The sequence below is a fragment of the Marinobacter sp. 3-2 genome, from assembly GCF_003751355.1.
Taxonomy (GTDB): Bacteria; Pseudomonadota; Gammaproteobacteria; order Pseudomonadales; family Oleiphilaceae; genus Marinobacter; species Marinobacter adhaerens.
In genome coordinates this window covers 247818-266099 of record NZ_RJUQ01000016.1, presented here as the reverse complement: position 1 = coordinate 266099, position 18282 = coordinate 247818, and the positions used below count along the sequence as shown (strand labels likewise).

Genomic DNA, 18282 nt, shown 5'->3' with positions numbered 1-18282 from the left:
ATGGGCGCTGTTGCCATTGAAGAGCCGGTAAAAACGGCGAAGCTCAACAAGCAGAAGGTCCGGGACGGTGTTGCAACCGCGGTCCGTATCTCAAGGCAGGTTTTCGCTGCCACGAAGCAGGGCAAGGTGCTTGTCTCGCTTGGTCTGGTCGCCGTGTTGCTGGCTTCCTCTATTGGCGTGGTGGTCAGTGCCCACGAGAACCGGGAGCTTTTCAACACGCTGTCGCAACTTCAGTCCGAGCGCGACCGTTATCAGAGCGAATGGAGCCAGCTTCTGCTCGAGCAGAGTGCGTTAAGCGCTCATGGCCGGGTCGAAAAGCTGGCGGCTGAGCGTTTCGGCATGGTGGTGCCGGGACGTCAGGATATTGTGCTGGTGCCACTGATGTCGCCGGTTACCAGCCGGTAATCAACGAGAATAACAACGATTCAGGGTGATCGACGTGTCCGATCAGGGAAAGAAGACAACATGGGGGCAGCGTTTGGCGTCCGGGCTGGCAGCCTGGCGTTTTGGCTCCGTCGTGGGCGTCTTCCTCCTGGTGGTGGGTGTGCTTGGCTGGCGCCTGGTCGACCTCCACGTCGTGGATAATGATTTCCTGCGCAAGCAGGGTGATGTCCGTACGATCCGGGTTGAGAGTATTGATGCTCATCGTGGTGTTGTCACCGATCGTTATGACGAGCCTCTGGCCGTCAGCACGCCAGTGCAGACCATCTGGGCGAATCCTTCTGAAGCCAATCCCTCCGAGGCGCGACTCACCAACCTTGCGCGGCTGCTCGATATCAATGAAGCCTCTCTCCGGCAGCGTCTCGAAGAATACTCCGGGCGGGAATTCATCTATCTGCGCCGCAAGGTTCAGCCGGATCTGGCCAGAAAGGTTCTCGAATTGGAGATTGACGGGATATACACCCGTCAGGAGTACCGTCGCTATTACCCCGCCGGCGAAGTGACTGCTCACGTTGTGGGCTTCACCGACATCGACGAGCGCGGGCAGGAAGGGATCGAACTCGCCTACAACCAGTGGCTGTCCGGTGAAACCGGCCGGAAGCGGGTCCTGAAAGACAACCGCGGCCGGGTTATCAAGGATCTGACCCTGATTCGCGATGCCAGCCCCGGCCAGAACCTCGCCCTCAGCATCGACCTGCGCCTCCAGTACCTGGCCTATCGGGAACTCAAGGCTGTGGTGGCGGCTCATAATGCCAGAGGGGGTACGCTGGTCATGCTCGACGTGGATACCGGTGAGGTCCTGGCGATGGTCAACCAGGGGTCCTATAACCCCAATGACCGCAGTCAGCTCGCAGCGGAAAATCTTCGAAACAAGGCTATCACCGACCTGTTCGAGCCAGGCTCAACCATGAAGCCGATCACCATGGCGGCGGCTCTGGAGTCCGGCAGCTACTCGGTTAACAGCACCATTGATACCAACCCGGGTTTTCGCCGTTTCGGTCGTTTCACCATCCGGGATCATCGCAACTATGGCGTCATGGATATGACCGAGATCATCGTCAAGTCCAGCAACGTCGGAATCAGCCGGATTGCTACCGACCTTGGCGGCGATGTGATTCGTGATCTTTACGCCCGTCTGGGGCTTGGCCAGCCAACGGGGATCGGTTTTCCCGGCGAAGCCGTGGGCGTATTGCCATCGCCACCCAAGTGGCGCCCCGTGGAAGAGGCGACACTGTCCTACGGATACGGTATGAGCGTGAACGCTCTTCAATTGGCCCAGGCCTATATGGTGATCGCCAATGGTGGCGTGCGTTATCCCCTGAGCTTGGTCCGGCAGGATAAGAAGCCGGAGGGGCAGCGAGTGCTCTCGGAGCAGGTCACCCTCCAGGTTCGCAATATGCTGCGCGAGGCCGTTTCAAGGGGTACCGGTAAGCGGGCCCAGCCTGGATTCTACTCGGCTGGCGGCAAGACCGGGACTGTTCATCTTGTTGGGGCCCAGGGTTACGAGGATAGCCAGTACAAGGCGATTTTTGCCGGTATGGCGCCTATTGATAACCCCAGGCTGGTTACGGTTGTGGCCGTTGATGCGCCGCAGTCCGGAGAATACTACGGTGGTGAAGTGGCCGCGCCAGTATTCTCACGGGTAATGAGTGACGCACTGCGACTGTTGAATGTGAAGCCTGAACTGGAAGTGGGAGAGGCCGAAATGGCTGCTTCTGCATCCGGAGAGCGAGGGTAGGCCTATGTGCATCACATCTCTCAGCACGTTATTGCAGGGTATCGTAGCGGTTCCGTCGGTGTTCGACGTGACCATCCACGGACTGAAAACCGACAGTCGGGAAGTCGCCTCCGGCGATGCCTTTATCGCCCTCTCGGGCGCCCGAACGCCGGCTGACTTCTATGTCGATAAGGCCATTGCAGCGGGCGCAACGGTCATCCTCTTGGAAGCGCAGCACGCGGGAGAGTGCACCGAACACCACGGTGCCTTGATCGTACCTGTTGCTGGCCTGCGCGGTCTGGTGGGGCGAATCGCAGACCGCTTTTTCGAGCATCCGTCGCAACGGCTTCGCCTGATTGGCGTGACCGGAACCAATGGCAAGACGTCGGTCTGCCAGTATGTCGCACAGCTGCTCAAGGAAACGGGAACGCCCTGCGGCATCCTCGGCACCCTGGGCTATGGCATGCCCGGCGCCCTGCAGCCTGCGACGCATACGACACCGGATGCGGTTCAGGTTAACCGGGTGCTGTCCCGGATCGTGAAACAGGAAGGTCGGGCAGCCGTGATGGAGGTGTCCTCCCATGCCCTTGATCAGGGTCGCGTGGATAACCTCTCGATGACCGGCGCTGTATTCACGAATCTGACCCGGGATCATCTGGATTACCACGGTTCCATGGAAGCCTATGGTGCCGCCAAGGCTCAGCTTTTCCAGCGCGAAGAGCTGCATTTTTCGGTAATCAACTTTGACGATCCATTTGGTCGACAGCTCTTCGAACAGCTGGACGGCAAATGCGATCGCGTGCGCTACAGCCTGCACGAGGCCCAGACCGAGCTCTGGTTGCGGGAATTCCGACCAACCGACGAAGGCTTTGAAGCTGAGGTCGATGGCGAGTGGGGCCGGTTTGTTGTCTCGGTTCCGCTGATGGGAAGTTTCAACGCGAGCAATGTGTTGGCGGCTATGGCAACGGTTCTGACGCTTGGCGTGCCGATTGAGCGCGTGCAGCAGGCTGTCGGTCGGCTCACACCGCCACCGGGCAGGCTGGAGCGGTTTGTGGGTGCTAATGGTGTCAGGGTGGTGGTCGATTACGCCCACACCCCGGATGCCCTCGCCAATGCTCTGACAGCACTGCGTCCGCACGTTACCGGTGAACTGGTGTGCGTGTTTGGTTGCGGCGGTGACCGTGATGCCGGTAAACGTCCGGAAATGGCCCGGGAAGCCGAGAGGCTTGCAGATCGGGTGGTCGTTACTGATGACAATCCCCGCAGTGAGGACCCCGAAACAATTGCACGGCACATCCTCGCCGGTTTCACGGACGCTGCCCGGGTCTCTGTTATCCATGACCGGGCCGAGGCCATTCAGTCGACGATCCGCTCGGCCACGCCAAACGACGTAGTTCTGATCGCAGGGAAAGGCCACGAGGCTTATCAGGAAATCGCCGGCCAGAAATACCCGTTCAGCGATGCGGAGCAGGTTCGCCACGTCTCGAAACTCAATGGGGGTGTGGCATGATGCGCGCCTTTTCGCTGGCGGAAGCCAAGGGTTGGCTGGGCGCCCATTGCGCTTCGGGCGACCTTGCGTCGGTGAGCTTCGCCGGAGTTTCCACTGATACCCGCACCCTCGAGCCTGGCCAGCTCTTTGTGGCCCTGCGCGGCGAAAATTTCGATGGCCATCGTTTCCTGCAACAGGCCATGGATAAAGGCGCAGTTGGCCTGGTGGTCGATACGCCTGATACCAACCTGGCTCTGCCTCAGTTGGTAGTGAATGACACACTGGAGGCCCTTGCCCGGTTAGCGGCCGCCAACCGTGAAGAAAGCACAGCGGCCATCCTCGCGATCACTGGCAGCAGCGGCAAGACCACCGTCAAGGAAATGTGCGCCGCCATTCTGTCGCAGATGGGCAAGACGCTTTCAACGAAAGGCAACCTGAACAATCACATCGGCGTTCCGCTTACGCTGTTCGGCCTTTCTCCGGAACACCAGTACGGCGTGATTGAACTGGGTGCCAGTGGGCTGGGTGAAATTGCCCATACCGTCGCCCTGGCAAAGCCCCGTGTTGCCATTCTCACCAATGCTGGCGAGGCCCATCTGGAAGGGTTTGGCAGCTATGAGAACATTGTCCTGGCCAAGGGCGAAATCATTGACGGCGTCGCGTCAGACGGGCTGATGGTGCTCAACGGTGACGATCCGGCCTTCGCGCAGTGGCGCACCCGAGCCGGGGCCCGCCGCGTCGCAGGTGTCAGCCGTCTCGGCGCCGAGGCGGATTATCACGCAGTCATTGAGGGCCAGGAGGCCGGAACTAGAACCTTTCAGGTCAGCGGCCCGAACGGCTGGCTATGCAGGGTCACGCTGGGCCTGGAGGGCGATCACAACATCACCAACATGCTGCTTGCCATCGCGGCAACCCGTGAGTTGGGTGCCAGTGATCAGGCGATTGTTGCAGGGCTGGCAAGTGTTGCGCCGGTGAAAGGGCGGCTTCAGGTCTTGGAGTTGTCGCCGGAAATGACGCTGATTGACGACAGTTACAACGCCAACCCGTCGTCCATGAAAGCTGCGCTCGGCGTGCTGGCCGGCCGTGCAGGTCAGAAGATTGCTGTACTCGGTGCCATGGCAGAGCTTGGCGCCAAGGCAAATGCGTTGCACAGGGAAGTTGGAGTGTGCGCCCGGGAGCATGGTATCGATCGACTGATTACCGTGGGGCCGGGTTGTGAAGGTTATGCCGACGGGTTTGGCGAGTCCACGGAACTCGGGCTGAGCCATGAGCAGGCCGTTGAATCGGCGATTGGGGATAAAAACACACCATTGACAGTGCTGGTCAAGGGTTCTCGCAGTTCCGCCATGGAGCGTGTGGTGGAGGGAATTAAAGAAAAGGTGAATAACTCATGCTGCTCTGGCTGACAGAGGTCCTATCACAGTATTTCTCCGCACTGACGGTGTTTCAGTACCTGACCCTGCGTGGAATTCTGGGCACACTCACCGCGCTGCTGATTTCGCTGATCATCGGCCCCGTGATGATCCGCAAGCTGAGCCAGTACCAGATTGGTCAGGCGGTGAGAGATGACGGTCCGCAAACCCATCTCAGCAAAGCTGGCACCCCGACTATGGGTGGCGCACTGATCCTGGTGGCCATTGGCATCAGTACGCTGCTCTGGGCGGATCTTGGTAACCGCTACGTCTGGGTCACCCTGCTGGTGACGCTCCTGTTCGGCGCAATCGGCTGGGTTGATGACTATCGCAAAGTGGTGGAACGCAACCCGCGGGGCCTGCCGGCCCGCTGGAAGTATTTCTGGCAGTCGGTTATCGGCGCTACGGCGGCCGTTGTGTTGTTCTTCAGTTCCGCCTTGCCCCAGGAGACGTCCCTGTATGTGCCCTTCGTAAAGCAGGTATCCCTCACCCTTGGCCCGGTGCTGTTCATTCTGCTCACCTATTTCGTGATCGTTGGCAGCAGCAATGCCGTCAACCTGACGGACGGCCTTGATGGTCTGGCAATCATGCCGACGGTGATGGTCGCCGGAGCGCTTGGTATCTTCGCTTACCTGTCCGGGCACGCCCAGTTCGCCAATTACCTGTTGATCCCGCATCTCCCGGGCACCGGGGAGCTTATCGTATTCTGCGGCGCACTCGTTGGCGCCGGGCTTGGTTTCCTCTGGTTCAACACCTACCCGGCTCAGGTTTTCATGGGGGATGTGGGCGCCTTGGCCCTCGGTGCCGCCCTGGGTGTGGTCGCGGTGATTGTTCGCCAGGAAATTGTGCTGTTCATTATGGGCGGTGTGTTCGTGATGGAAACCGTGTCGGTGATCCTGCAGGTAGCGTCCTTCCGTCTGACCGGGCGGCGGATATTCCGCATGGCGCCGCTGCATCACCACTTTGAACTGAAAGGCTGGCCGGAGCCACGAGTGATTGTCCGGTTCTGGGTTATCACGGTCGTTCTGGTCCTGATTGGCATTGCCAGTCTGAAACTGAGATAGGAAAGCGCTGCAACTATGAGTGTCATTGTTTCGGATCGTCGCACACTGGTCGTAGGGCTCGGTAAAACCGGGCTTTCCTGCGTGCGCTACCTGTCCGAACAGGGGCGGGACGTTGCTGTGGCCGATAGCCGCACGGCTCCTCCGGGTCTTGATCAACTGAAGGCCGGTTGGCCGGATATTCCGGTACACCTCGGGACCTTTGACGCAGAGCTGTTTGCCGGTTTCAACGAACTGGTGGTCAGCCCGGGAATCAGCATTGCCGAACCAGCCATTGCAGCTGCCGCCCGCCAGGGAGCAAGAATCCGGGGTGACATTGATCTGTTCGCCGAGGCTGCCGATGCGCCGATCGTCGCGATCACTGGCTCCAATGGCAAAACCACCGTCACCACACTGGTGGGTGAGATGGCCAGAGCGGCGGGCCGGAACGTCGCCGTTGGCGGCAATATCGGTACCCCGGCCCTTGATCTTCTTGGCCAGGGCGCAGACCTGTATGTGCTCGAGCTTTCGAGTTTCCAGCTTGAGACCACGGACGAGCTGAACGCCCTTGCGGCAACGGTGCTCAACCTCAGTGACGACCACATGGACCGTTACCCCAATAAGATGGCGTATTTCCAGGCCAAGCAGCGGATATTCCGGGGGTGCAAGAACGCCATTGTCAATCTGGACGATGCCCTGAGCACCCCCATGGCAAGGGACAACCTGAGGTTCCTGTGTTTCGGCTTTCACCGGGTGAATCCCGAGACGTTCAGCACCCGGGACGATGACCAGGGCACCTGGATTACCTTCGGGTTTGATAACCTCTTGCTGGCCAGCGAGTTGAAGCTGATGGGGCATCACAACATCAGCAACGTGATGGCTGCTCTGGCACTGGGCCATGCCGCCGGGCTGCCCATGGATGTGATGCTCAGGGTAGCGCGGGAATTTCCGGGGCTGCCGCATCGCTGTGAATTCGTGCGCCGGCTGAACGATGTGGACTTCATCAACGATTCCAAGGGAACCAATGTCGGCGCCACGGTAGCCGCTATTGAGAGCCTCGCCCCGGACAAAGGCAAAGTGGTGCTGATTGCCGGTGGTGATGGCAAAGGGGCTGATTTTACCGCCCTGGAAGCGCCCATCGCCCTGCATTGCCGGGCCGTGCTGCTGATCGGGCGTGATGCGCCGGCCATCGCCGATGTGCTGGGCAGCGGTATTCCGGTACACCGGGTAGGTAGCCTTGCCGAGGCGGTTTCCCGCTCTGTCGAACTGGCCATGCCCGGAGACCGGGTGTTGCTGTCGCCGGCTTGCGCCAGCTTTGACATGTTCCGCGACTATCTTGATCGCGGTGACCAGTTCCGTTCTCTGGTGGAGGCCCTGTGATGCACGCAGATCTTCCACTCCAGAACCGGAACCCGTGGCTGGGCGAGATACAGCCCCTGCCGATGTTGGTGATCAGCTCCGTGGCATTGCTGGTGATGGGTGTGGTCATGATTTCCTCGGCGTCCATGGATATGGCTGCCGAAACCATGGGTAACAGCTACCACTATGTGATCCGTCAGCTGATGTTTGCCGGTCTTGGTTGCCTGCTGGCCCTGGTAGCGGTGAACGTGCCGGTGGCCTGGTGGGAGCGCAGCGGCTGGCTGCTGCTGGGCATCGGTCTGTTGGTCCTGGTTCTGGTGTTGACGCCCCTGGGCCGTACCGTGAACGGCTCCACCCGCTGGATTCCGTTCGGCCTGTTCAACGTCCAGGTCTCGGAAGTGGCGAAACTCTGCCTGATTGCCTACCTGGCCGGCTACGTGGTCCGTCGTCGGGATGAACTGCTCAATACCTGGCTTGGTTTCCTGAAGCCGTTGGTCGTCCTCGGTTTGGCATCGGTTCTGCTGGTGATTCAGCCGGACTTCGGTGCCACTGTGGTGTTGGTGACGGCAGCGGCGGGGATGATCTTCCTGAGCGGTGTCCGGCTGAGCCGGTTCGTGCCCCTGATCGGCACGCTGGTGGTCCTGGGTGCCATTCTGATCGTTACCCAGCCTTACCGTCTGAAACGGGTTGTCAGCTATCTCGATCCCTGGAAAGACCAGTTCGACAGCGGTTACCAGTTGACCCAGTCCCTGATTGCCTTCGGTCGCGGAGACTGGGGTGGTGTCGGCCTGGGTAACTCCATCCAGAAGCTGTTCTATCTGCCGGAGGCCCACACCGACTTTATCTTCGCCATTATCGCCGAGGAATTCGGTCTCCTGGGATCCTTGCTGGTACTTAGTCTGTTCACCCTGCTGGTGGTGACCGGATTCGTCATTGCCCGCCGGGCCGAGAAGGCGGACATGCCGTTCGGCGCCTGTTTTGCCTATGGGCTCACCCTGCTGATTGGCCTGCAGGCAGGCATCAACATGGCGGTTAGCACCGGGCTTCTGCCAACCAAGGGGCTGACTCTGCCGCTGGTGAGCTACGGTGGATCCAGTCTGATGATTACCTGTATCTGCATTGGCGTTCTTGCCCGTGTGGAAATGGAGCGCCTGGATCAGGAAAAGCTGGCCCGAGAGAAAACCGGTCCGAAGGCGCGGGGAGGTGCGGTGTATGACTGAACAGCGTCGCTTCCTGATGATGGCCGGCGGTACCGGCGGGCACGTGTTCCCGGCCCTGGCAACGGCTCGGGCGCTTGAGGCTCGTGGTCACCAGGTGTACTGGCTCGGAGCCAGTGGCGGAATGGAACAGAGACTGATCGGCGAAACCGATATCCCGCTGTCACTGATTCATATTTCCGGTTTGCGGGGCAAGGGTAAGCTCGCTCTCTTGCTGGCGCCGTTCCGGCTGATGCGGGCGCTGGGTGAAGCCTTCACCATCCTGCGCCGGATTCGCCCGGATTGCGTTGTAGGCATGGGCGGATTTGTTACCGGGCCCGGTGGTGTTGCCGCCTGGCTGAACCGTACGCCGCTGGTGATTCATGAACAGAACGCGATCGCCGGAATGACCAACCGCATCTTGGTCAGGTTTGCAGAAACCGTGCTCGAGGCTTTTCCGGGTAGCTTCGGGCCGAAAGTGGTTACCCGCTGTACCGGCAATCCGGTGCGGGAAGACCTCGCCTCCTTGCCCGTTCCGGAAAAGCGCCTGGCGGACCGTGAAGGTGCTCTCAGGCTGCTGGTGATCGGCGGCAGTCTCGGCGCGCAGGTCTTTAATGAGCAGCTCCCCGAGGCGCTGGCCATGTTGCCGGAAGGTGATCGGCCCGTGGTCCGCCACCAGTGTGGTGAGCGCCATGCCGAGGCGGCGAAGCAGGCCTATGAGGAGCATGGCGTGGAGGCGGCCGTTGAGCCGTTCATCAAGGACATGGCCGAGGCCTATCAGTGGGCCGATCTGGTGCTGTGCCGGGCAGGCGCACTGACGGTTTCGGAATTGTGCGCCGCGGGTATCGGCGCTGTGCTGGTGCCTTTTCCCCACGCCGTGGATGACCACCAGACGAAAAACGGGCAACAAATGGTGTCGGCGAAGGCAGCCATTCTGATTCCACAGGCAAAAATGACCCCGGCGGTGCTTGCGGAAACCCTGGGTGATCTGGCCCGGAATCGTGACCGGGTAAACGAAATGGCGAAGGCCGCCCGAACGTTGGCCCGCCCCGATGCAACGGAGAGAGTCGTGAATTACTGTCTGGAGGCCGCCAATGGCTGATGCAAATAATCCGCCCCTGGTCTATCAGGTGCCTGAAATGCGCCGGATCCGTCACATCCACTTTGTGGGGATTGGTGGTGCGGGGATGAGCGGCATCGCCGAGGTTCTCAAGAATCAGGGCTACGACGTTTCCGGATCGGATCTGAAAGAAGGGGCGGTTACCGATCGTCTCAAGGGTATGGGCGTAGAAGTGCAGATCGGTCACCGGGAAGAGAACAGCGCCAGTGCCGATGTGGTTGTGGTGTCTTCAGCGGTGTCTGTGGAAAACCCGGAAGTCGTGGCGGCCCGCAGTCGTCGGGTGCCGATCGTACCCAGGGCAGAAATGCTGGCGGAAATCATGCGCTATCGCCACGGCATCGCCGTCGCTGGAACCCATGGCAAGACCACAACCACCAGCCTGATCGCATCCATTCTGGGTGAGGCGGGCCTGGACCCGACTTTCGTGATTGGCGGCAAGCTGAACAGCGCCGGCACCAACGCTCAGTTGGGCGGTTCCCGCTATCTGGTGGCGGAGGCTGACGAGAGTGATGCGTCCTTCCTGCATCTGACGCCGGTGATTTCAGTGGTGACCAACATCGAAGCGGACCATATGGATACCTATGGCGGCGATGTCGAGAAGCTGAAGCAGACCTTTGTGGACTTTCTGCACAACCTGCCGTTTTACGGTGTTGCGGTGATGTGCGTCGATGACGGTTACGTTCAGGAGATCATCCCCCGGATATCCCGGGCCATCATCACCTACGGAATTGACAACCCGGAGGCGGATTACCGGGCCGAGAGTATCAATTCCGACGGTTTGCGGACCCACTTTGTGGTGAAGCGTCCGGCCGGGCGCAGCGACCTTGCGGTCGAGCTGAAAATGCCGGGCCGTCATAACGTGCTGAACGCGCTGGCGGCCATAGCCGTGGCCACAGACGAAGGCGTTGCCGATGATGCGATCTGCCGCGGGCTGGCCGGATTTGCCGGCGTCGGTCGCCGGTTCCAGGTCTACGGCGATTACCAGACCCCCAAGGGCACGGTCACCCTGGTGGACGATTACGGTCACCACCCGACGGAGGTAGAGGCTGTTATCCGGGCTGCACATGATGCCTGGCCCGACCGGCGTCTGGTCATGCTTTACCAGCCGCACCGCTTTACGCGGACCCGCGACCTTTATGAAGACTTTGTCCGGGTGCTTTCGGAAGTGGACGGCCTGCTTTTAATGGACGTGTATTCCGCCGGCGAACCGGCGATTCCGGGTGCCGATGGTCGGGCCCTGTGCCGCAGTATTCGCCAGCGGGGGCAGGTGGAACCGGTATTTGTTGAGGACAACCTGGAAATCGAGTCCTTGCTGGCCAATGTGCTGCAGGACGGTGATCTGCTGATAACCCAGGGCGCCGGCGATATTGGCGGCGTGGCAGCGCGGCTGGCAGCCGCGGGAGTGATAGCTGGTGAGTGACATGCATCATGGGGAACCACAGGCTTATCAGGCCGACCCGGAGCTCGTTCGGTCGCTCGGTCGGGTGGCCGTGTTCATGGGTGGAGATTCCGCTGAAAGGGAAGTGTCCCTGAAAAGCGGCAAGGCGGTACTGGCGGCGCTGGTGTCAGCCGGCGTGGATGCGTTTGCCGTGGACGTCCGCGGCTGCCTGCTGAGAACCGTCGACAACCCTGATTTTGACCGGGTGTTCATCGCGCTGCATGGTCGTGGAGGCGAGGACGGTACCTTGCAGGCCATCCTCTCGCAGGCCGGTATTCCCTACACCGGCAGCGATGTGCTGGCCTCGGCACTGGCCATGGACAAGCTGAGAACCAAGTACGTGTTCGAAGGCTGTGGCCTGCCAACGCCGAAGTTCCGCACCATGTCCGGAGCAGATCAGGCCGAACAGATCATTGGTGAACTGCGGGCGCCCTTGAGTGTGAAACCTTCCCGGGAAGGCTCCAGCATCGGCATCCGCAAGGTACACACGGCGGCCGAACTGGCTGACGCCTACGAAGCCGCCGCCGCGCTGGACAATCTGGTGCTGGTGGAGGAGTGGATCGAAGGGCCGGAGTTCACCGTCAGTCTGTTGCAGGATCGGGCGCTTCCGGCCATTGGCCTGAGCGCAAGCACCGAGCACGTTTTTTACGATTACGAGGCCAAGTACCTGGCAGACGATACCCGGTATCGCATTCCCTGTGGTCTGGCGCCTGAAGACGAAGTCCGTCTTCAGCACCTGGCACTGGAGGCCTTCCGGGTTGTTGGCTGTCGGACCTGGGGCCGGGTCGACATCATGCAGGACAGCGACGGCAAGTTCTGGCTGCTGGAGGTCAATACCGTGCCCGGTATGACCGACCACAGTCTTGTGCCCATGGCCGCGAAGGCCGCAGGCATCAGCTTCGAAGAGCTGGTGGTCCGGATACTGAAAGACAGTCTGGAGGACGCCAATGCTTGAAACACTGCTGATCCGGAGCCGGGCGACTCCGTCCGAGCTCCCGCGACGCCGGGGGGCAACGTCCCTCGGTCCCGAGCGGGACCGGTTTGGCGTGTTGAAGGGTGTGCTGGCAGCTGTACCCTGGCTCCAGGTGGGCATGGGCGCGGTGATTGTGCTGTTGGCTGCACTGGTGCCCTGGGGCACTGGCAAGGTGTTGGGTGCTATGGATCAGCAGATCCTTGCCGTCGATGTGAAAGGAGAATTTGTGGGCGATAGCCGGGTCGCTATTGAGCGCGCCGCTGGCGACTGGATCGGCAAGAGCTATTTCGCCACGGATCTTTCGGAAATCAAAGACAGCCTGGAGCATCGGCCATGGGTTGAGTCCGCGGCGGTGCGTCGGGTATGGCCGGATCGCCTGGTGATCGATATCAGGGAGAAGAAACCCCTGGCTTACTGGACCGATGGACGTCTCGTAAGCCGCACCGGTGAGCTGTTCGCGCCGGCGAATCCCGAAGTTGCGGGGCGGTTGCCGCGACTCGCAGGGCCGGATGAAAGGGTGCGGGATGTGATCGATATGGCGCGGGACATGAGCGACAAGCTGGTCGCCCGGGGGCTTGGATTTTCAGGCCTGACGCTGGAACACCGGGGTGCGTGGACCCTGCAGCTGGCCAACGGCATCGAGGTGGTGCTTGGCCGCGATCAGGTGGCGCAACGGTTTGATCGGTTTATCACGGTTTATGAAAACCGACTGGCAGCAAGGTCGGACGAAGTCAGTCGGGTAGATGCCCGCTACACCAACGGTGTGGCGGTCAAGTGGAAGGCTGTCGAGACAGCCTCCAGCCCAAAATCATAGCAACGGTTAATTCAGACCTACGGTTTGGTGGAACACATGTCATCGGTTGAAACGGAAAACATGATTGTCGGCCTCGATATCGGAACCTCGAAGGTGGTTGCGATTGTCGGCAAGCGCAAGATGGACGGCACCATCGAAGTGGTGGGCATCGGTTCCCATCCTTCCCGGGGCCTAAAGCGTGGAGTGGTGGTGAATATTGAAACCACCGTCCAGGCAATTCAGCGCGCGGTGGAAGAGGCGGAATTGATGGCCGGGTGCCGCATTCACTCGGTGTATGCGGGTATTGCCGGCAGCCACATCAAGAGCCTGAATTCCCACGGCATTGTTGCAATCCGTGACCGTGAGGTCACCCAGGCCGACATAGACCGGGTCATTGACGCCGCCCAGGCGGTTGCGATCCCTGCAGACCAGAAGATTCTCCATATTCTGCCCCAGGAGTTCGTGATCGACAGCCAGGAAGGCATCAAGGAACCCATGGGCATGTCCGGTGTGCGCCTCGAAGCAAAGGTGCATCTGGTGACCTGCGCGGTCAATGCTGCCCAGAACATAGAGAAATGCGTGAAGCGCTGCGGGCTTGAGGTGGATGACATCATCCTGGAGCAGCTGGCATCCAGCCACGCCATTCTCACCGAGGATGAGAAAGAGCTGGGTGTCTGCGTGGTGGATATCGGTGGTGGCACCACGGATATTGCGGTGTTTACCGGCGGTGCTATCCGGCACACGGCGGTGATTCCGATCGCCGGCGACCAGGTGACCAACGACATTGCCATGGCGCTGCGCACACCGACCCAGAATGCCGAAGAAATCAAGATCAAGTATGCCTGTGCACTGACCCAGCTGGCCGGTGCGGATGAAACCATCAAGGTGCCCAGTGTTGGCGATCGCGCGCCACGGGACCTTTCCAGGCAGGCCCTGGCCGAGGTGGTGGAACCGCGCTACGAGGAGCTGTTCACCCTGGTTCAGTCAGAGTTGCGCCGGTCCGGCTTTGAAGACCTCATTCCGGCAGGCATCGTGATAACCGGCGGTTCCTCCACCATGGAAGGCGTGGTGGAGCTGGCCGAAGAGATCTTCCACATGCCGGTAAGGCTGGCCTGTCCGCAGGCGGTTTCCGGCATGACGGAGGTGGTCAACAATCCGATCTACGCCACTGGCGTTGGGTTGTTGATTCATGGTTTCCGCCAGATGGATCTGGGGCGGGCACCGGTGCTCAAGGGTGAAGATGCACCCTCGCTGTTTGAGCGCATGAAAGCCTGGTTCACCGGTCATTTCTGACGGGGCCGGGCGGGCAGTACACGAAGGTATCTCGAAAACACAATCTCGAACAAACAGCCCGGAACAAGGGCTGAAAACAGCACGAAGGAGTAGGGGAAATGTTTGAACTCGTCGATAATGTCCAGCAAAACGCTGTCATTAAAGTCGTCGGTGTAGGCGGTGGTGGCGGCAACGCCGTTCGCCATATGCTTAACAGCGACATCGAAGGTGTGGAATTCATCTGCGCCAACACGGACGCCCAGGCGCTGACCGATATGGACGCGCGTCAGATCATCCAGCTCGGTGGCAACATCACCAAGGGGCTGGGTGCCGGCGCCAATCCGGAAGTCGGTCGCCAGTCTGCCCTGGAAGACCGCGATCGTATCGCCGAAGCCATCAAGGGCGCGGATATGGTCTTCATTACCGCGGGCATGGGCGGTGGTACCGGTACCGGTGCCGCGCCGATCGTAGCGGAAGTAGCCCGCGAACTGGGCATCCTGACCGTTGCCGTGGTCACCAAGCCTTTCATGTTCGAAGGCGGCAAGCGCATGAGCGTTGCTGAATCCGGTCTGAAAGAGCTGGAAGAAAGCGTCGACTCCCTGATTACCATTCCCAATGAAAAGCTGCTGGCGGTCATGGGCAAGAAAACCAGCCTGCTGGACGCATTTGCCGCAGCTAACGATGTGCTTCTGGGCGCAGTTCAGGGCATCGCTGATCTGATTACCCGCAACGGTATGATCAACGTCGACTTCGCCGACGTGAAGACGGTCATGTCCGAAATGGGTATGGCGATGATGGGCACCGCCCGTGCCACGGGTGAAAATCGTGCGCGGGAAGCCGCCGAAGCGGCCGTTCGCAGCCCGCTGCTCGAAGACATCAACCTGCAGGGTGCCAAGGGTATTCTGGTCAACATTACCGCGGGCATGGATCTCAACCTGGGCGAATTCTCCGAGGTTGGCGACATTGTGCGTGAGTTTGCTTCTGACTCTGCCACCGTTGTTGTCGGTACCGTTATTGATCCGGAAATGACCGACGAACTGAAGGTAACGGTTGTTGCGACCGGCCTGGGTGGTGATCGTGAGAAGCCGACCAAGGTGGTGGACAATACCCGCACTCTGGATGGAAAAACCGATTACAACCAGCTGGATCGTCCCGCTGTTCTGCGTCGCCGGGCCGTTTCCCATGGAAACGTGGCTATCGACCAGAGCAAGGATAGCGAGGAGCAGGGTGTCGACTATCTCGATATTCCCGCATTCCTCCGTCGCCAGGCTGACTGATAATCTGGTGCAATTGTGATCCGGTTGTGGTTCTTGTGCGAAACATGGAACCCGGTATCCGGTAAATACGTGCACTGATTGCCATGGGTTGGATGCTGGATGAACATTCAGCAACAACGGATTGGTTAAATGGTATTCAGTCTTATTTTCTGATATTCTCCGGGCAGATTTTTGCCTAGAATATCGCCTTTTTGTGACGGAATTATGTACCGATGATCAGACAACGGACACTTAAAAACACCATCCGTGCCACCGGTGTTGGCTTGCACTCGGGTGAGAAGGTCTACCTGACCCTCAAGCCTGCCCCGGTGGACTCCGGTATCATCTTCCGCCGTACCGATCTTGACCCGATGGTTGAGATTCGTGCCTGCGCGGAGAATGTAGGTGAGACCATGCTGTCCACGACGCTGGTAAAAAACGGTGTCCGTGTGGCGACTGTGGAGCATTTGCTCTCGGCCATGGCTGGTCTCGGGATTGATAACTGTTTCGTCGAACTAAGTGCCGCGGAAGTGCCCATCATGGACGGCTCTGCCGGTCCTTTTGTGTTCCTTCTGCAGTCCGCCGGCATTGCCGAGCAGGATGCAGCCAAGCGTTTCATCCGCATCAAGCGTGAGGTAACGGTTGAGGAAGGTGACAAGAAGGCTACCCTGCTGCCTTTCGAAGGCTTCAAGGTGAGCTTCGGTATCGACTTTGATCACCCCGTGTTCAAGGGTCGCGCCCAGACAGCAACCGTCGATTTTTCCAGCACCTCCTTTGTAAAGGAAGTGAGTCGCGCTCGGACTTTCGGGTTCATGCGTGACATCGAAAAATTGCGTGCCATGAACCTTGCTCTCGGCGGCAGTGTGGACAACGCCATCGTTGTTGATGACTACAAGATCCTCAACGAAGACGGTCTGCGCTATGACGACGAATTTGTGAAGCACAAGCTGCTTGATGCCATCGGCGATCTCTATCAGTTGGGCAACAGCCTGATTGGTGAGTTCCGGGGGATCAAATCCGGCCACGATCTGAACAATAAGCTGTTGCGCAAGCTCAGGGCAGAAGAGGATGCCTGGGAAGTGGTTACCTTTGATGACGAGGCCACTGCCCCGATTTCCTACATGAAGCCTGTGCTGGCGGCGGGCTGAAGCAGGACGCTTTAATCCCGGACGTGGCTAGCGAGTTTTTCGAGAACCTCGCGTAATGCTTTATCCTTCGTGTGCCCGGCCTCCTCTTTGAGGAGCCGGGCATTTTCTTTGCTCAAGGGTTCTTTTTTGAACACCGGTTTTTCCCGAAATCTGGGCGGTGCAACCTTGACCTTCAGTTTCCAGACGAACCGGAACAGTTCGTTCTCTCGCAGCTTTTCCATAATTTCGTGCTGGCGGAACCGGATCTGACTGGCTTTACCCGCGGTTTCCGTGGTCAGGACCAGCTCTCCGTCCTTGCAGCTGACAAAGCGTGTCCCGTTGACCAGCTCACTCGGCAGGGCGGCCAGGACTTCTCCTTCCGCCTGTCGATGGAGCTCGGCCTTTGCCACAAGATCCTTCAGTACCGGGGTTCTGCCAAGCTTGTCGAAGGTCATTTTTTGCTCGCTTTTGCGTTTCATGGCGGCGTTTTTACTCGACGGCTGCGTTTACGATTGGTTACACTTCGGCACGGTTTATGCGTAGTGCCTGTATTACACTCGTTTTACATTGTGATAAATGAGTATGTCTACCGGGCGCTGCAATTTTTTCAGTATGTAGCTGTTGCCAAAGGATGGCAGACCCCCTTCGGATTTTTCCGGGGCGCAACACTACAGGATGCGGTTGCGGCTCAACGATGAAACCAGATGATGATATGAACATTATTCTCGTTGGCAAACGCCACGGAAAGTCCCGTGTGCTGTCGATTAACAGCACGCTTGCTGCCGGCTTGCTGTTCCTCGTACTCTCCCTGCTGGTCGCGGCCGGCTGGGCAGGGTATCAAATGGCTGTGCAGCAGGTAGAGGCCAGAGAGCCCACCAACTCCGAGCTGGTCGCCGAGTGGAAGCAGAAGCTGGCAGACCAGAAGGCAGAACTGGCCAGTATCGAGGAGAACGTCCAGCAACAGGTGGATGCGCTGACTCTTCGTCTCGGCGAGATCCAGGGCCGTCTCCTGCGGCTGGATGCGCTGGGCCAGCGGTTTGTGGAATCCGGCCTGGTGGCCAGTGACGAATTCAACTTCGATCAGCCGGCTGCAGTCGGCGGGCCAGAAGATGCCTTGTCCGGGGATTCCTTCTCCGCACCTGAGCTGACCCGGATGATTGAGGAAATGGAATGGCGAATCGAAGACCGCGAGCAGCAACTGCGGTTGCTCGATCAGCTGGCCTCCAGCAAGCGGCTCGAAGATGAGCTGTACCTGGAAGGCCGCCCGATCACCTGGGGCTGGCTGTCTTCGAAGTACGGTTACCGGTCCGATCCGTTTACCGGCAAGCGGACCTGGCATGCCGGTGTTGATCTGGCCGGCAAGGATGGCAGCGACATTATTTCGGTCGCCGGCGGTGTCGTTACCTATGCCGGAGAGCGCTATGGCTACGGTAACCTCGTGGAAGTCGACCATGGTGATGGTCTGATAACCCGCTATGCCCACTGCAAGACTATCAAGGTGAAGGTGGGCGATGTTGTCCAGAAAGGCCAGGTAGTCGCGCTGATGGGCAGCACAGGGCGTTCCACCGGGCCTCACGTGCACTTTGAAGTCATCCGGAATGGCAAGTCTGAAAACCCGGAAACCTATATCAAGCGGGCGAGCCGCTAAT

General features: G+C 59.5%; 16 protein-coding genes. 15 read left to right on the top strand and 1 reads right to left on the bottom strand.

Features of this window, described 5'->3' with window-relative positions; all coding sequences use genetic code 11:
- The 14 genes from ftsL (at position 1) to lpxC (ending at position 16654) form a co-directional block, all read left to right on the top strand.
- Complete coding sequence (gene ftsL / locus EDB94_RS16700) at positions 1-405, top strand: cell division protein FtsL (protein ID WP_014576098.1); 405 nt, start codon at positions 1-3, stop codon at positions 403-405.
- 34 nt (positions 406-439) lie between these two features.
- Positions 440-2179 carry a penicillin-binding protein 2 gene (locus EDB94_RS16695; protein ID WP_041644965.1) on the top strand — a complete coding sequence of 580 codons (1740 nt, stop codon included), beginning with the start codon at positions 440-442 and terminating at the stop codon, positions 2177-2179.
- A 4-nt stretch (positions 2180-2183) separates the two neighbouring features.
- Positions 2184-3668: a UDP-N-acetylmuramoyl-L-alanyl-D-glutamate--2,6-diaminopimelate ligase gene (locus EDB94_RS16690; protein ID WP_108018736.1), complete on the top strand. Its 1485-nt coding sequence runs from the start codon at positions 2184-2186 to the stop codon at positions 3666-3668.
- Positions 3665-5053 (top strand): UDP-N-acetylmuramoyl-tripeptide--D-alanyl-D-alanine ligase, encoded by a 1389-nt coding sequence (gene murF, locus EDB94_RS16685; protein ID WP_108018737.1) that lies wholly within the window; start codon positions 3665-3667, stop codon positions 5051-5053. Before EDB94_RS16690 ends, murF begins: the two co-directional genes overlap by 4 nt.
- On the top strand, positions 5038-6123 hold the full coding sequence (gene mraY, locus EDB94_RS16680) for a phospho-N-acetylmuramoyl-pentapeptide-transferase (protein WP_008176520.1): 1086 nt from the start codon (positions 5038-5040) through the stop codon (positions 6121-6123). The genes murF and mraY overlap by 16 nt, the downstream gene beginning before the upstream one ends.
- 15 nt (positions 6124-6138) lie before the next feature.
- Positions 6139-7479, top strand: coding sequence for a UDP-N-acetylmuramoyl-L-alanine--D-glutamate ligase (gene murD, locus EDB94_RS16675; protein WP_108018738.1), 1341 nt, complete (start codon positions 6139-6141; stop codon positions 7477-7479).
- Entirely contained in the window at positions 7479-8678 is a 1200-nt protein-coding gene (gene ftsW, locus EDB94_RS16670) for a putative lipid II flippase FtsW (protein ID WP_014576103.1), read from the top strand. The genes murD and ftsW overlap by 1 nt, the downstream gene beginning before the upstream one ends.
- Positions 8671-9756 carry an undecaprenyldiphospho-muramoylpentapeptide beta-N-acetylglucosaminyltransferase gene (gene murG, locus EDB94_RS16665; protein WP_108018739.1) on the top strand — a complete coding sequence of 362 codons (1086 nt, stop codon included), beginning with the start codon at positions 8671-8673 and terminating at the stop codon, positions 9754-9756. Before ftsW ends, murG begins: the two co-directional genes overlap by 8 nt.
- Positions 9749-11194, top strand: a complete 1446-nt coding sequence (gene murC, locus EDB94_RS16660) for a UDP-N-acetylmuramate--L-alanine ligase (protein WP_108018740.1) — start codon at positions 9749-9751, stop codon at positions 11192-11194. Before murG ends, murC begins: the two co-directional genes overlap by 8 nt.
- A 1-nt stretch (position 11195) precedes the next feature.
- Entirely contained in the window at positions 11196-12167 is a 972-nt protein-coding gene (locus EDB94_RS16655; protein ID WP_050898345.1) for a D-alanine--D-alanine ligase, read from the top strand.
- Positions 12160-12999, top strand: coding sequence for a cell division protein FtsQ/DivIB (locus EDB94_RS16650; RefSeq protein WP_108018741.1), 840 nt, complete (start codon positions 12160-12162; stop codon positions 12997-12999). The genes EDB94_RS16655 and EDB94_RS16650 overlap by 8 nt, the downstream gene beginning before the upstream one ends.
- Positions 13000-13035: 36 nt before the next feature.
- Entirely contained in the window at positions 13036-14271 is a 1236-nt protein-coding gene (gene ftsA / locus EDB94_RS16645) for a cell division protein FtsA (protein ID WP_008176504.1), read from the top strand.
- Between the two features lie 98 nt (positions 14272-14369).
- Entirely contained in the window at positions 14370-15527 is a 1158-nt protein-coding gene (gene ftsZ, locus EDB94_RS16635; protein WP_008176500.1) for a cell division protein FtsZ, read from the top strand.
- Positions 15528-15739: 212 nt separating this feature from the next.
- On the top strand, positions 15740-16654 hold the full coding sequence (gene lpxC, locus EDB94_RS16630; RefSeq protein ID WP_008176497.1) for a UDP-3-O-acyl-N-acetylglucosamine deacetylase: 915 nt from the start codon (positions 15740-15742) through the stop codon (positions 16652-16654).
- Positions 16655-16665: 11 nt separating this feature from the next.
- On the opposite strand, the gene EDB94_RS16625 is transcribed toward lpxC, so the two are convergent.
- Positions 16666-17112, bottom strand: a complete 447-nt coding sequence (locus EDB94_RS16625) for a DUF721 domain-containing protein (protein WP_008176496.1) — start codon at positions 17110-17112, stop codon at positions 16666-16668.
- Positions 17113-17327: 215 nt separating this feature from the next.
- Between EDB94_RS16625 and EDB94_RS16620 the strand changes: the two genes are divergently transcribed.
- Positions 17328-18281 (top strand): M23 family metallopeptidase, encoded by a 954-nt coding sequence (locus tag EDB94_RS16620; protein WP_014576111.1) that lies wholly within the window; start codon positions 17328-17330, stop codon positions 18279-18281.
- Position 18282: the final 1 nt, after the last annotated feature.

Excerpts from the sequence above, each read along its gene's own strand:
- murC (WP_108018740.1), top strand. The coding sequence starts at position 9,749 with ATGGCTGATGCAAATAATCCGCCCCTGGTCTATCAGGTGCCTGAAATG.
- ftsW (WP_014576103.1), top strand. The coding sequence starts at position 7,479 with ATGCACGCAGATCTTCCACTCCAGAACCGGAACCCGTGGCTGGGCGAG.
- ftsA (WP_008176504.1), top strand. The coding sequence starts at position 13,036 with ATGTCATCGGTTGAAACGGAAAACATGATTGTCGGCCTCGATATCGGA.
- murF (WP_108018737.1), top strand. The coding sequence starts at position 3,665 with ATGATGCGCGCCTTTTCGCTGGCGGAAGCCAAGGGTTGGCTGGGCGCC.
- ftsZ (WP_008176500.1), top strand. The coding sequence starts at position 14,370 with ATGTTTGAACTCGTCGATAATGTCCAGCAAAACGCTGTCATTAAAGTC.
- ftsL (WP_014576098.1), top strand. The coding sequence starts at position 1 with ATGGGCGCTGTTGCCATTGAAGAGCCGGTAAAAACGGCGAAGCTCAAC.
- mraY (WP_008176520.1), top strand. The coding sequence starts at position 5,038 with ATGCTGCTCTGGCTGACAGAGGTCCTATCACAGTATTTCTCCGCACTG.
- lpxC (WP_008176497.1), top strand. The coding sequence starts at position 15,740 with ATGATCAGACAACGGACACTTAAAAACACCATCCGTGCCACCGGTGTT.
- EDB94_RS16690 (WP_108018736.1), top strand. The coding sequence starts at position 2,184 with ATGTGCATCACATCTCTCAGCACGTTATTGCAGGGTATCGTAGCGGTT.
- EDB94_RS16650 (WP_108018741.1), top strand. The coding sequence starts at position 12,160 with ATGCTTGAAACACTGCTGATCCGGAGCCGGGCGACTCCGTCCGAGCTC.
- murG (WP_108018739.1), top strand. The coding sequence starts at position 8,671 with ATGACTGAACAGCGTCGCTTCCTGATGATGGCCGGCGGTACCGGCGGG.
- EDB94_RS16655 (WP_050898345.1), top strand. The coding sequence starts at position 11,196 with ATGCATCATGGGGAACCACAGGCTTATCAGGCCGACCCGGAGCTCGTT.
- EDB94_RS16620 (WP_014576111.1), top strand. The coding sequence starts at position 17,328 with ATGAAACCAGATGATGATATGAACATTATTCTCGTTGGCAAACGCCAC.
- murD (WP_108018738.1), top strand. The coding sequence starts at position 6,139 with ATGAGTGTCATTGTTTCGGATCGTCGCACACTGGTCGTAGGGCTCGGT.
- EDB94_RS16625 (WP_008176496.1), bottom strand. The coding sequence starts at position 17,112 with ATGAAACGCAAAAGCGAGCAAAAAATGACCTTCGACAAGCTTGGCAGA.